General features: G+C 35.7%; 9 protein-coding genes. All 9 read left to right on the top strand.

Annotated features, from left to right (window positions below; all coding sequences use genetic code 11):
• Positions 1-3: 3 nt before the first annotated feature.
• Positions 4-3,639 carry a phage tail tip protein gene (locus tag ACGH47_RS00910; protein WP_411622418.1) on the top strand — a complete coding sequence of 1,212 codons (3,636 nt, stop codon included), beginning with the start codon at positions 4-6 and terminating at the stop codon, positions 3,637-3,639.
• Between the two features lie 62 nt (positions 3,640-3,701).
• Positions 3,702-5,129, top strand: a complete 1,428-nt coding sequence (locus ACGH47_RS00905; RefSeq protein WP_411622417.1) for a hypothetical protein — start codon at positions 3,702-3,704, stop codon at positions 5,127-5,129.
• A gap of 1 nt (position 5,130) precedes the next feature.
• The gene (locus tag ACGH47_RS00900) at positions 5,131-5,658 is read left to right on the top strand and encodes a tail fiber assembly protein (RefSeq protein WP_411622415.1); all 528 of its coding nucleotides are present in this window, start codon (positions 5,131-5,133) and stop codon (positions 5,656-5,658) included.
• A gap of 627 nt (positions 5,659-6,285) precedes the next feature.
• A complete protein-coding gene (gene prmB, locus ACGH47_RS00895) occupies positions 6,286-7,179 on the top strand; it encodes a 50S ribosomal protein L3 N(5)-glutamine methyltransferase (RefSeq protein WP_411622413.1) in 894 nt (297 codons plus the stop codon).
• 29 nt (positions 7,180-7,208) lie between these two features.
• The gene (gene aroC / locus ACGH47_RS00890) at positions 7,209-8,279 is read left to right on the top strand and encodes a chorismate synthase (RefSeq protein ID WP_411622411.1); all 1,071 of its coding nucleotides are present in this window, start codon (positions 7,209-7,211) and stop codon (positions 8,277-8,279) included.
• 13 nt (positions 8,280-8,292) lie between these two features.
• On the top strand, positions 8,293-9,048 hold the full coding sequence (locus tag ACGH47_RS00885; RefSeq protein WP_411622409.1) for a TSUP family transporter: 756 nt from the start codon (positions 8,293-8,295) through the stop codon (positions 9,046-9,048).
• 423 nt (positions 9,049-9,471) lie between these two features.
• A complete protein-coding gene (locus ACGH47_RS00880; RefSeq protein ID WP_065559598.1) occupies positions 9,472-10,395 on the top strand; it encodes a LysR family transcriptional regulator in 924 nt (307 codons plus the stop codon).
• A gap of 140 nt (positions 10,396-10,535) precedes the next feature.
• A complete protein-coding gene (gene rpsO, locus ACGH47_RS00875; protein ID WP_065559597.1) occupies positions 10,536-10,805 on the top strand; it encodes a 30S ribosomal protein S15 in 270 nt (89 codons plus the stop codon).
• Between the two features lie 308 nt (positions 10,806-11,113).
• A complete protein-coding gene (gene pnp / locus ACGH47_RS00870; protein WP_411597146.1) occupies positions 11,114-13,228 on the top strand; it encodes a polyribonucleotide nucleotidyltransferase in 2,115 nt (704 codons plus the stop codon).
• The last annotated feature ends 21 nt before the right edge of the window (positions 13,229-13,249 follow it).

Below are 13,249 nucleotides of genomic sequence, written 5' to 3'. Positions count from 1 at the left end.
ATTATGCAATTAATAGAAGGTCAAAAGGGCGGTAAAAAAAAGCAACATAGACCTTATGAACAACCCGATAATTTGCTTTCAACAGCAAAGCTCAAAGTGCTTTTAGCATTAAGTGAAGGGGAAATTCAAGGCGATCTAACAGAACAAAATATATTCATTGATAATACTCCACTAGCCAATCTCGATGGTACGCGTAATTTTAATGGTGTTGCATGGGAATTCCGTAATGGTGCCCAAACGCAAGATTATATTCAAGGAATACCTGAGATAAGTAATGAGTTAAAAGCCGCTTTTACAGTAAAATCTGACAATCCTTGGATACGATCATTTAGTAATCTAGAATTAGATGCCATAAGAATCAAATTAAGTTTACCAAGTCATTTACATTATAAAGAAAATGGTGATACGGTAGGAACTGTTACCAAGTATGCTATTGACTTATCAACAGATGGCAGTGCGTTTGAAACGGTTATTTATGGTGAATTTAATGGAAAAACAACCTCAGAATATCAGCGAGATCATCGCATCAATTTACCGAATGCATTAGATGGGTGGACTATACGTGTTAGACGACTAACACCTGATTCGAAATCGAATAAATTGATTAATACGTTTAGTGTTTTTTCATATGCGGAAATTATTGACAGTAAATTACGGTATCCTAATACCGCTCTACTTTATATCGAGTTAGATGCTAGCCAATTTAATGGTTCTATTCCTAAAATTAGTTGTAAACTGAAAGGGAAAATTGTTCAAGTACCCGACAATTATGATCCAGTAAACAGGACCTATTCAGGCACTTGGACAGGTGGATTTAAAATGGCATATACCAATAATCCTGCTTGGCTTTCTTATTATTTGATGCGTGATGAGATAGCAGGTATGGGGGTCAGAATTGATTCTACAATGCTCGATAAATGGTCAATTTATCAATTAGGTCAGTATTGTGATCAAATGGTACCTGATGGTCGAGGTGGCATGGAGCCTCGCTTTGCTTGTAATGAATATATACAAAGTCAAGAAGAGGCTTATAACGTTCTAAAAGATTTAGTGGCTTCATTTCGGGGCATTATATTTTGGGGTAATGATCAGATCTGTTTAACCGCAGATATGCCACAAGATGAACCAGATTTTATCTATCATCCTTCTAATGTTATTGGCGATTTTACCTATTCTGGTGGTTCATATAAAAATCGTTATACATCCTGTTTAGTTGCATATTCTGATCCCAACAATCATTATTGTGATGATGTTGAGGCTGTGTGGGATCATGATTTGATGCGTCGTTATGATGTCAATGTCATGAAATTAACAGCGATAGGTTGTACTTCTCAAGCTGAAGCGCAACGACGTGGACGTTGGGCTTTACTTTCTAATGCAAAAGATGAAGTGATCACATTTTCGGTAGGACTCGATGGCTATATTCCTTTACCTGCGCGAATCATTGGGATTGCTGACCCTTCTCGTTCTGGCAAAGAAAATGGCGGGCGTATTCACGCCGTTGAAGGGCGAAAAATCACATTAGATAGAGCTGTTGAATATGATGTGGGCGATCGGTTAGTCCTTAATTTACCGGATGGCACTGCGCAAAGCCGAACGATTAGAGCGATTAGTACCGACAAAAAAACACTCACTGTTACGGCTAATTATAAACTGACACCAGTTGCTGGCGCAGTATGGTGTATTGATAGTGATAATATCGCTATTCAATATTATAGAGTAACCTCAATATCATCGTCTAATGAAGGTCAGTTTACAATTACGGCTATTCATCATGATCCAAATAAATTCAGATATATAGATCAAGGTATACGATTAGAGCCAAAACCAATAACAGTTACTCCTCCAAGCTCAGTTTCATCCCCCAAAAATATTGTTTTATCAGAAAGCAGTTATATCTCCCAGGGACTGTCGGTGGCATCATTGCAAGCTTCTTGGGATGTGGTAGAAGGTGCGACAAACTATATTGCTCAATGGAGAAAAGATAATTCGTCTTGGATTAATATTGGTCGAACTAATGGAATGAATTTTACCGTCGAGGGTGTTTATACTGGTGTATATGAAGTTCGAGTACGAGCAGTAAATGCGATTGATGCATCTTCACCCTGGGCTTATTCACAAACCAAAGCAATCAAAGGAAAAGTTGGTAAACCTGACAGACCAGTAGACTTTACTGCTAGCGAAAGTGTGGTATTTGGTATTGACCTTAATTGGTCGTTTCCAATTGGAAGCGGTGATAGTAGTTACACAGAAATTCAATATAGTACGACTAAAAATGAAGAAAATGCCCTGCTATTAAGCAATGTTAGTTACCCAACTTGCAATTATTCTCAGACAGGGTTAGCTATAGGTCAACAGTTTTTCTACCGTGCTCGTCTTGTCGATAAAATTGGTAACATCAGTGATTGGACAGATTGGGTTAGAGGTGTTTCAAGTACCAATACTAACGATTTGACAGACCATATTTTTGAAGAAATAAAAGAAACAGACGCTTGGCAATCTCTTGTCGACTCTGCAGATAATGCTGCTATTAATTCAATAGCGAATGCAAAATCCATTATCGAAAATGCACTGGCTATAGACGCTGAGACAAAACAGCGCAGAATTGAAAACGGCAACTTATCCGCTGAGATTCAAGAAACCCATTCAGTATTATTAACTGAGAAAGCAGCAACAGCCATTGCTTTAAAAGAGTTGAACGCTAAATACGGTAGTATAAATAGCAATTTATCAGAATTAAAACAGACAACCGCTGAACAAAATGCCGCTACTGCCAAATCAATACAGGCAATTAACACAAAAGTTGGAGATGTTTCTACCACCATTTCAGATGTCAGTGAAACGGTAAATAATTTAAATGGTAAAGTTTCAGCTCATCGTACAATGAAAGTTGAAGTAGATGACAAAGGTCAACAGTATGTTGCAGGTATGACAATGGGTGTTGAAAATACTGAACAAGGAATGCAAAGTAATGTCATTTTTCTTCAAGATCGTTTTTCAATCATGAACTCAGCCAATGGAAATCCTCAAACAGTCTTTACGACACGGGGTAATCAAGTTGTCATCAATGATGCAGTTATTGGTGATGCTTCAATAACGAACACAAAAATTGGCAATGTTATTGAATCAAATAATTTTAGAGAGGGTGTATCTGGTTGGCAATTATCCAAGCATACAGGAACATTGAAAGCCATTAATGCTGACATTTCAGGGAGATTGCGTGCCACATCAGGAGAGTTGAATAATGTTGTAATTAATGAAAATTGTCAGATCAAAGGTAAATTAACAGTCAACCAAATCGAGGGTGATTTTTTAAAACTTTATACTTTGAAATTTGGGGAAATTTTAACAATTCCATCAACTTATTTTGAAAGGACCGTTATTTCCACTCAAATAACACTTATAGCAACAGGAACTGGTACAAAAGAAGATCTAATCGAGATGTCAGTATATAAAAATGGACAAAAGATTTTTGCCAGAACAGCGATAGCAAGCTATAACCGGCAAAACATTGTTACAGGAAATTTTTCTTTCAAAATTCCTGCATGGGAAATAACAACACTTGAAATAAAATCAAGAAATTGGGGTTTGAATAAACCACGAGTTCCAGAAATTTCATTATTCGCGATGAAATCATAAAAGCCGATAAATTTTTTAAAAAACTAATAAATCATTGTTAACTTTTTAATATAAGGATATTTATGTCATGGTATAAATCTGGCTCTGTTAACATAGAACAGGGTAGTAAAATAATTACAGGAATTGATACTAAATGGGCAAATCCATTAATTGGCGTTTGTTCAGGTCAAATGTTAATATTAAAAACAAAAAATTCTATAGAAATATGTGAAATAGCTTCTGTTCAATCTGATACGCAATTGACTTTGGCAAATGAATACAATGGTGAAACAAAAGCTGGGGTGAATTACGAAATACCAACATCGCCTAAGGTATCTATAGAAGCGTTAGCATTGAGAATATCAGAAATGTTAAATTATTATCAAACTCAACTTGATGCATGGCAAATGATTCTAACCAGTGATGATGAAGTGACTTTAACCGCTCCAGATGGTCAGCAAGTAACTATAAAATCGCAATATGCAATTTCAAATGAGTTTTTTGAGCTATTAGAACAGAGCAGAGGTTACACTGAGCTATCTGCACATAATGCTGCCAATGCTAAAAATGCAAGCTCTTTAGCTGCTAATAGTGCAGAGTTGGCTAAAAATAATGCTGATAATGCCAATAAATCAGCCGATTTAGCAAATAAATATGTAACAGTTGTGAGGAGTTTGATTAAACAATCAGCAGAGAACGTTACAGAATCTCAAACATCAGCAGATAACGCTGCCAAATCGGCTTTAGACGCTAAAAATGCTGCATTATCGATAAATGGCTCGAATTTTATACAAAAAACAGGCATAGAACATCAAGCTATTAATGGTTCGTTAGACGTTAATCAATTAACAATAAATGGTGAAAAAGTATATTCAATAATTAATAAACCCATAGCAGATGATATTGGTGCCTTACCTGTTAATAAAATCGTTTTAGATGGTGTGCCTATCTATTTAATTGATCATCATGTTGTATTAAAAGATACTATTGGCGATCAACGTCTGATGCCATTTAGACGTAATGAATTGCCATTTGGTTGGTATTTTAGAAATGGAGATAATTTCCTATTAAATTCACCACAAGGAAAAGTTTTAAATAATCTATCTTATAACTATAAATTTGATCATCGAATTACGATAAAAACTATTAATGGCCAGCAATATATAAACGTCCCGACAGCATTTGCAACAGATGGAAGAGGCTATTTTGAACGAGCGGTTAACGGAACTGCTCGACAAGTCGGTAACATAGAGAATGATGCAATTCGTAATATTAAAGGTTCACTTCCTAATGGAGCGTCTAAAGCAATAATTGGACACGAAAATATTAATAAAGGTGATAGAGATGGAGCAATATCGATTTATCATTGCGATGACGATTGGTTGCAAGTGGGTAACCGGCGCATGAGATGGGCTTTTTTTGATATTGATGCATCAAGAGTTGTCCCTACAGCTAACGAAAACCGTCCATTGAATATCGGTATGACACCTGCAATTTATCTTGGAGTTTAGAATGATCAATTATTATTTTGATAATGCAAATGAATTAAAACCGTACACACACCAATTAGATGCAAATGATGATACATTTCCGCCTGATAATGCGCTGCGTATAGCCCCTGAATTTAAAGAGGGTTTTTACCCTTGTGAGAATAATGGTAAATGGACATTAGTAGAAGATCATAGAGACAAAATTATTTATAACATTAAAACTAAAGAGCCAGTAAAAGTAGATTATTTAGGAAAAATCAAAAAAGGATTTACTTTGTTAGAACCATTTGAATTTTGTAAATGGGAACAAAATAAGTGGATATTGGATGAATTACAAAGAAACGACTATATTATTAAACAAAACTTATCAAACATTACAATGTTAGTATCGGAGGCTAATAATGAAATAGAAATTTTAAAAGATAAATTAGAGCTTGATATTGCAACTGATGCTGACAAAAAACTATTAAAAAAATGGAAACTTTATCGTATCCAATTAAAATCGATTGATGCAAATCAACCAAATATTGTATTACCTATCAAGCCTTAATAATATATTTTACAAATTCCATTTGCTTGTAACCTTTAAAGGTGTTTAGCTTTCTAACATAATATTGATTTATTATAGATCTAAGCTGAAAAGCTAATTATTTTAATTTATATGGCTATTTTAGAGAATAAGCATAGTTAATAGATATTGTAGAAATATTATATTAGCCACTTATTTTCAAAATAGTTTTTAGTTTTTGGAAAAGACATCTTAAACATTAGAAATGTTATAACATTTTTTTAGTATTAATTGATAAATAGCCAAGACCTATCAAAAAAGGTATTGATTTGAATCAAGTCATTATTAAAAAATACTCTCCATGACTCACTATTATGATTGAGAATGAATAATTGAATATAATAAAATACTTTGATAATATTTCGCGTAGTTAAAAAATTCATAAATGAATTAAAATTAATTCTAAAATGATAGATTATCATAATGAATATATTTAATTTATTTAACTTACTTTCTTCACCCTATATTGCGAATAATTAAATTGTTGAAATAAATGAGTGATACAATTTTAACGGTTTGTTTAAACACTCGATTTGCGATATTTATTGAGAATAAGATGACCTTCATTGACGAATGATATCTTCCTCTCCTCGATCTTTTGGAGCCATTATGGAAAACTTAAGTACCGTTCAGGACTTTATTCGCTGGACAACTTCACAACTCAGTCAATCAGATATTTATTTAGGACATGGAACGGATAATCCTATCGATGAATCAAAACAACTTATCTTAGCCAGTTTGGGGTTATCATTATCTATTCCTCCAGAATTTTACGCGGCCAATCTGACGGAAGAAGAAAGACAGTTTTTGTTTGATATTATTCAAAAGCGAATTGACGATCGGGTTCCAACTCCTTATTTAACGAATCAAGCGTGGTTTTGTGGACATAGTTTTTATGTTGATGAACGAGTTTTAATACCTCGTTCACCGATTGGTGAATTAATTGATGATCATTTCAAAACGCTACTTACCACACCGCCTGGACATATTTTAGATCTTTGTACCGGTAGTGGTTGTATTGGTATTGCTTGTGCTTATGCTTTTCCTAAAGCGCATGTTGATATTACCGATATTTCGCTTGAGGCAATCGATGTTGCTCAAACTAATATCGACTTGCATGAAATGAACTTTCAAGTTACCCCTATCTTATCGGATCTTTTTGATGATTTACCGGTAAAACAGTACGATCTTATTGTCTCCAATCCACCTTATGTTGATGATGAGGATATGAATGATTTGCCAGAAGAATATTTATACGAACCGAAACTGGCGCTAGAAGCCGGATTTGATGGATTGGATTTAGTAAAACGAATTTTGCGTGATGCGATCGATTACTTAACACCCGAAGGTATCCTTGTTTGTGAAGTAGGAAATAGTTGGGTTAGTTTGCAAGAACAGTATCCAGATGTTCCTTTCAATTTGATTGACTTTGAGCGTGGTGGATTCGGGGTATTTTCAATCACACAACAAGACTTGGTGAAATATCATCACTATTTCAAATAAATATATGCATTAATCGGGATAAGGTTATTATGTCTGGAAACTCAATCGGAAAATTATTTAAAGTCACAACGTTTGGTGAATCGCATGGTGTTGCATTAGGATGTATTGTTGACGGTGTACCACCGGGATTAGCATTAACTGAATCAGACTTACAAATAGATTTAGATCGCCGTCGCCCAGGCGCATCTCGTTATACCACCCAACGCCGAGAACCTGATCAAGTTAAAATATTATCTGGTGTATTTGAAGGGGTAACAACTGGTACAAGTATTGGATTAATGATTGAAAATACCGATCAACGTTCGCAAGACTATAGCCAAATAAAAGATATTTTTCGACCTAGCCATGCAGATTACACTTATCACAATAAATATGGGATAAGAGATTATCGAGGGGGAGGGCGTTCTTCTGCTCGTGAAACAGCGATGCGCGTAGCGGCAGGAGCAATAGCTAAAAAATATCTACACGAAAAACTGGGTATTCAAATTCGTGGTTATTTAGCACAAATGGGGGATATTGAGTGCGAATTAAAAGATTGGCAGCAAGTTGAACAAAATCCATTTTTTTGTGCAGATGAATCAAAACTCGCGTCGCTCGATCAGCTACTCAGATCGTTACGAAAAGAGGGAGATTCGATTGGTGCTAAAGTTTGCATTGTGGCTGAAAATGTTCCTGTAGGATTGGGCGAACCTGTTTTTGATAAGTTAGATGCTGAACTCGCCCATGCTTTAATGAGCATTAATGCGGTAAAAGGGGTAGAGATTGGCGACGGATTTGCGGTTGTCACTAAACGAGGAAGCGAAAATCGAGATGAAATCACACCAAATGGTTTTTTATCTAACCATGCTGGTGGTATCTTAGGCGGGATAAGTTCCGGACAAACGATAATAGCTAATATTGCCCTTAAACCCACGCCAAGTATTGAAATATCAGGTCGTTCGATAAATGTATTTGGTGAATCGGTTGACGTCTCTACGCATGGGCGACATGACCCATGTGTGGGGATTCGTGCGGTTCCGATAGCTGAGGCAATGGTGGCTATAGTGCTGATGGATCATTATCTTCGTTATCGAGCTCAATGCAGCGACGTAAATTTATGATGAGCAATCATTTATGAGTGATGAAATACTCGTTTTATTATTTGCTATCGCTGTTGTAGCTGGCTTTATTGATTCAATTGCTGGTGGTGGAGGCTTATTAACTGTGCCAGCTTTACTCGCTATAGGGCTGCCACCCGCTAGTGCGTTAGCAACAAATAAGTTACAAAGTTGTGGTGGATCTTTTTCAGCTAGTCTCTATTTTATTCGCCAACGTATGGTTGATTTAAAACAGCAAAAGTGGGCGATTGCATTTGCTTTTATTGGTTCTGCTATAGGTACGATTTCAGTCATCCATGTTCAAGCTGAATTTTTAAAACTTTTATTGCCAATACTGACCATTAGCGTAGGCATTTATTTTTTACTTTCGCCAAAAGTTGGCGAAGATGATCGTAAAAGTCGTTTCTCTATTATTCAATTTGCACTTATACCTGCTTTGGGAATCGGTTTTTATGACGGATTTTTTGGCCCCGGTGCGGGTTCATTTTACGCTGTGGCTTATATTACCCTTGCAGGTTTTAATCTCACAAAAGCAACGGCAAATACTAAAGTTTTAAACTTCACCTCAAATTTAGCTGGTCTAATCTTTTTTATTTTAGGTGGCGAAGTTGTTTGGTCAATTGGTCTGATTATGTTATTAGGTCAATTTATTGGAGCAAGGGTAGGCGCTAAAATGGTAATCACTAAAGGGCGAAAATTAATCAGACCTATGTTAATCACCGTTTCGACCATTATGAGCATCAAACTAATCTACGAAAATTTTTTTATTTAATGGCAATAGATACGAACAAGGATAAGTCAACTTTGTTCAAGGTCGATTAATAGGTAATTATCATGATTCATATACATCTTTATGGAATCAAAACGAGGCTATAACTGGTCAGCTAGACAATTTTAAATTGGTAGAATCAATTGGCTCTATTCATTAACACACGCAATTACGTTGCAAAATTAATCCTTTCATTTACTCCTTTCACCCATCACTTATAAAACCTGTTAGTCTAGATTTTCAACTCCTCATTCATTTAACTATCCCAATTACATTTCATTTGGTAAACAAATAAATTAAATAGTATTGTGCCTGTATGTCAGATTTAATTTTAAACAATCAGTTAGTGCACATCTGCTAATTTTTGGTATATAGTTAACAAGATATTATCCCGTAATGGGTTTATACGACTTAATAAGTGACGCTATGAAACTACAACAATTACGCTATATTTTAGAAATTGCTCGTTCAGGTTCAATTAATGAAGCTGCAAAAAATCTCTATATTACGCAACCGAGTCTTTCCACAGCAGTTAAAGAATTAGAAGCAGAATTTGGTATTGAAATTTTTGTACGAACGTCTAAAGGAGTCTCATTATCCACTGATGGCGTTGAATTTTTAGGCTATGCGAAACAAGTTTTAGATCAAGCTGAATTATTAGAACAACATTATTCAAAAAAAGTCCCTTCAAAACAACTTTGTAGCATTTCCACTCAACACTATGCATTTGCTGTCAATGCATTTGTGAATCTCATCAAAAAAAATCATACTGATGAATATGAGTTTACTCTCCGAGAAACCAGAACTTACGATATCATTACCGATGTGGCTAATTTACGAAGTGAAGTTGGGATTTTATATTTAACAGATTTTAATCAAAAAGTGATTCTACGCTTACTGAAAGAACATCGATTGACATTTCATCCGCTATTTGAAGCCCACCCACACGTATTTATCAGCACCAATCATCCTTTATCATCAATGAAATCGTTAACGTTAAGTGATCTTGAAAATTACCCTTATTTGTCTTTCGAACAGGGGGAATATAATTCATTTTATTTTTCTGAAGAGATTTTAAGTACTGTTTACCATAAAAAAAGTATTCATGTGAGTGATAGAGCCACCTTGTTTAATTTGTTGCATGGGTTAAATGGTTATACGATTAGTACTGGCGTATTAAGTACGGATTTAAATGGGTCTGATATTTTATCCATACCACTTGAAGTTAATGAAAAAATTTTGATTGGTTGGATTACTTCGCAAAAAGCCCAATTAAGCCTGTCTGCACAAAATTATATTGAAGCATTAAAAAAATTGATTCAAGAAGAGTATGGCTTTGAACTTAAGTAAACTTATAGTTACGTAAATCAAATTGCTATTTTAATAAAATTCAGTATAATTGCGCCCAATTCATATTTATATGAATACCGAGGTTGTCTGAATTAGAGATCGGACATGCCATGTTTTATATTAATTTTATGAGGTTTATTATGTCTCTAACTGTAGAAGCTAAAGCGAAAATCGTAGCTGAATATGGTCGTGGAACTAACGATACAGGTTCAACTGAAGTTCAAGTTGCTCTTTTAACTGCGCGTATTAATGATTTACAAGGTCATTTTTCTGAGCATAAAAAAGATCACCACAGCCGTCGTGGTTTATTACGCATGGTCTCTAGCCGTCGTAAATTATTAGACTATTTACGCCGTAAAGATATCGAACGTTACAACCAATTGATTCAAAAATTAGGCTTACGTCGCTAATCAAAATCTACTTGAAAGAGGCTTAGGCCTCTTTTTCGTTGTTAAAAATTTGAGCTTTGCTATAATGCTCAGCTCGAAAGTAAAATTAATTCGTTTTTGTAAATCAACACATTAAAAGATTGTATCTCATGTTTCGCGCGACTAATGAGAGCTCTATAATTTATAGATCTGTCATTAGTCGTGACAGTGAAATAATCTTTTGTTGATGACCCTACATTGTTGAAATAAAAAAATCAATAAGTTGTACTTAAAACTACTGCCTGTCGAGCTTTTCATTTCAACAGCATTATTAACAAGAGGATATTATTTTGTTTAATCCAACATATCAAAAATTTCAATATGGACGTCACACTGTTACTTTAGAAACAGGTATTTTAGCACGTCAAGCATCGGCTGCGGTCATGGTTAATATGGACGATACCGCTGTATTTGTTACGGTGGTGGCTAATAAAAAAGTCAAAGAAGGACAAGACTTTTTCCCATTAACAGTTAATTATCAAGAACGTACTTATGCTGCCGGTCGTATTCCGGGTGGATTTTTTAAACGTGAAGGTCGTCCAAGCGAAGGCGAAACGTTAATTGCACGTTTAATTGACCGTCCATTACGTCCATTATTTCCAGAAGGATTTGTTAATGAAATTCAAATCATTGCAACAGTCGTGTCAGTCAATCCGGATGTTAGTCCAGATTTAGTTGCAATGATAGGTGCTTCCGCTGCACTTTGCTTATCAGGTGTGCCTTTTCATGGTCCAATTGGTGCTGCTCGAGTTGGTTTAATTAACGATGAATTTGTATTGAACCCTTCAGTAAAAGAACTACAAAATAGCCGTTTGGATTTAGTGGTTGCTGGTACGAAAAGTGCGGTATTGATGGTTGAGTCGGAAGCTGATTTATTAAGTGAAGAACAAATGTTAGCTGCAGTCGTATTAGGTCATGAGCAACAACAAGTGGTCATTGATAACATTAATGAATTTGTGGCGAAAGCGAATCGTGAAAAATGGGATTGGGTTCCACCAGTTAAAAATGAAGCATTATATAATGCTGTTTCTGAATTAGCGAAAGATCGTCTAGGTGAAGCTTACCGTATCACAGAAAAACAAGCTCGTTATGCGCAAATTGATCTGATTAAAGAAGATGTGCTAACCTCTTTAAAAGCGCAAGATGAAGAACTTGATGAAAACGAAGTGATGAACATTATTATTGATTTGGAAAGCCAAATTGTTCGTCAGCGCGTTATCGCTGGTGAACCGCGTATTGATGGTCGTGAAAAAGATATGGTTCGGGCACTGGATATCCGTACCAATTTATTACCAAGAGCACATGGTAGCGCCTTATTCACACGTGGTGAAACTCAAGCGTTAGTCACAGCAACATTAGGGACTGAACGCGATGCTCAGATTATTGATGAATTAACTGGCGAATATACTGAACGTTTCTTATTGCATTATAACTTTCCGCCATATTCTGTCGGTGAAACAGGTATGGTTGGATCACCTAAACGTCGTGAAATTGGTCATGGGCGTTTAGCTAAACGTGGTGTAGCTGCGGTCATGCCTAGCCAAGAAGAGTTCCCTTATACCGTACGTGTCGTATCTGAAATTACCGAATCAAATGGTTCATCGTCTATGGCTTCTGTTTGTGGTGCTTCACTTGCCTTAATGGTTGCCGGTGTGCCAATCAAATCATCAGTTGCAGGTATTGCAATGGGATTAGTTAAAGAAGGCGATAAATTTGTCGTATTATCAGATATTTTAGGTGATGAAGATCATCTTGGCGATATGGACTTTAAAGTAGCCGGAACTCGTGAAGGTGTGAGTGCATTACAAATGGATATCAAAATTGAAGGTATCACCAAAGAAATCATGCAAGTTGCCCTTAATCAAGCGAAAGGTGCCAGATTGCATATTTTAACGGTAATGGACCAAGCGATTAATAAACCGCGTCAAGAAATATCTGAGTTTGCCCCACGTATTTATACAATGAACGTTAATCCGGATAAAATCCGTGATATTATCGGTAAAGGTGGCGCAACGATTCGTGCATTAACTGAAGAAACAGGCACAACCATTGAAATCTCTGACGATGGCACAGTTAAAATTGCAGCATCAGATGCGAACAAAGCTAAAGATGCTATGGAGCGTATCAATAATTTAGTTGCTGATGTTGAAATTGGTAAAATTTATACCGGTAAAGTCACTCGAATTGTTGATTTTGGTGCGTTTGTTTCTATTATTGGTGGTAAAGAAGGATTGGTTCATGTTTCTCAAATCGCTGATCACCGTGTCGAAAAAGTAGCTGATTACTTAAAAGTAGGACAAGAAGTCAATGTGAAAGTCCTTGAAATTGATCGTCAAGGTCGAATTCGTTTAAGTATGAAAGATGCAATTGAACCAACAACGGAACATTCACCAATTACTGAATAAAAAATTAATCATTAGGGGTTT

Origin of the sequence: Gilliamella sp. CG16, from assembly GCF_046635785.1 — a bacterium.
GTDB lineage: Bacteria > Pseudomonadota > Gammaproteobacteria > Enterobacterales > Orbaceae > Gilliamella > Gilliamella apicola_I.
This window is presented reverse-complemented; position numbering and strand designations above follow the sequence as displayed.

What these genes read in the sequence shown, in the direction of transcription:
- ACGH47_RS00885 (WP_411622409.1), top strand. Translation starts at nt 8,293, where the DNA reads ATGAGTGATGAAATACTCGTTTTATTATTTGCTATCGCTGTTGTAGCT.
- aroC (WP_411622411.1), top strand. Translation starts at nt 7,209, where the DNA reads ATGTCTGGAAACTCAATCGGAAAATTATTTAAAGTCACAACGTTTGGT.
- ACGH47_RS00910 (WP_411622418.1), top strand. Translation starts at nt 4, where the DNA reads ATGCAATTAATAGAAGGTCAAAAGGGCGGTAAAAAAAAGCAACATAGA.
- ACGH47_RS00900 (WP_411622415.1), top strand. Translation starts at nt 5,131, where the DNA reads ATGATCAATTATTATTTTGATAATGCAAATGAATTAAAACCGTACACA.
- prmB (WP_411622413.1), top strand. Translation starts at nt 6,286, where the DNA reads ATGGAAAACTTAAGTACCGTTCAGGACTTTATTCGCTGGACAACTTCA.
- ACGH47_RS00905 (WP_411622417.1), top strand. Translation starts at nt 3,702, where the DNA reads ATGTCATGGTATAAATCTGGCTCTGTTAACATAGAACAGGGTAGTAAA.
- ACGH47_RS00880 (WP_065559598.1), top strand. Translation starts at nt 9,472, where the DNA reads ATGAAACTACAACAATTACGCTATATTTTAGAAATTGCTCGTTCAGGT.
- rpsO (WP_065559597.1), top strand. Translation starts at nt 10,536, where the DNA reads ATGTCTCTAACTGTAGAAGCTAAAGCGAAAATCGTAGCTGAATATGGT.